This window comes from Vibrio marinisediminis, from assembly GCF_014050145.1.
In the GTDB taxonomy this organism is placed as follows: domain Bacteria; phylum Pseudomonadota; class Gammaproteobacteria; order Enterobacterales; family Vibrionaceae; genus Vibrio; species Vibrio marinisediminis.
In genome coordinates this window covers 1-271 of sequence record NZ_JACFYF010000254.1, presented here as the reverse complement: position 1 = coordinate 271, position 271 = coordinate 1, and the positions used below count along the sequence as shown (strand labels likewise).

1 protein-coding gene is annotated in these 271 nt (G+C 70.1%); it reads right to left on the bottom strand.

Annotation, left to right across the window (positions count from 1 at the left end; translation table 11 throughout):
* On the bottom strand, positions 1 to 235 hold a 235-nt coding region (locus H2O73_RS24025), incomplete at its 3' end, for a hypothetical protein (protein ID WP_220457758.1).
* Positions 236 to 271: the final 36 nt, after the last annotated feature.

The window sequence follows — 271 nt, the reverse complement described above, 5'->3', positions numbered from 1 at the left end:
TCGACCATTCCGCATTCGCGGTGACATGGAACAGAACGACCTGCCCCTGCCCCAAGGCCTTGCGGGTGACCAGCGGTGTGCCGTCGGTCAACGCCGCAACCACCCGATCGGGCAGGTTCGGATCCGGCTGCGCCATTACCTGAGCGGTGACCGCCACATCCTGCGGCAGGGGCAGGCCGAAGAAGGGGGAGCTTGAGGAAAAGGGCCGCAGCGCCTTGGGCTCGCCCCAGCTCATCGCGCCCCCGACGGACCGCCCGCCCGCGCGCAGGCG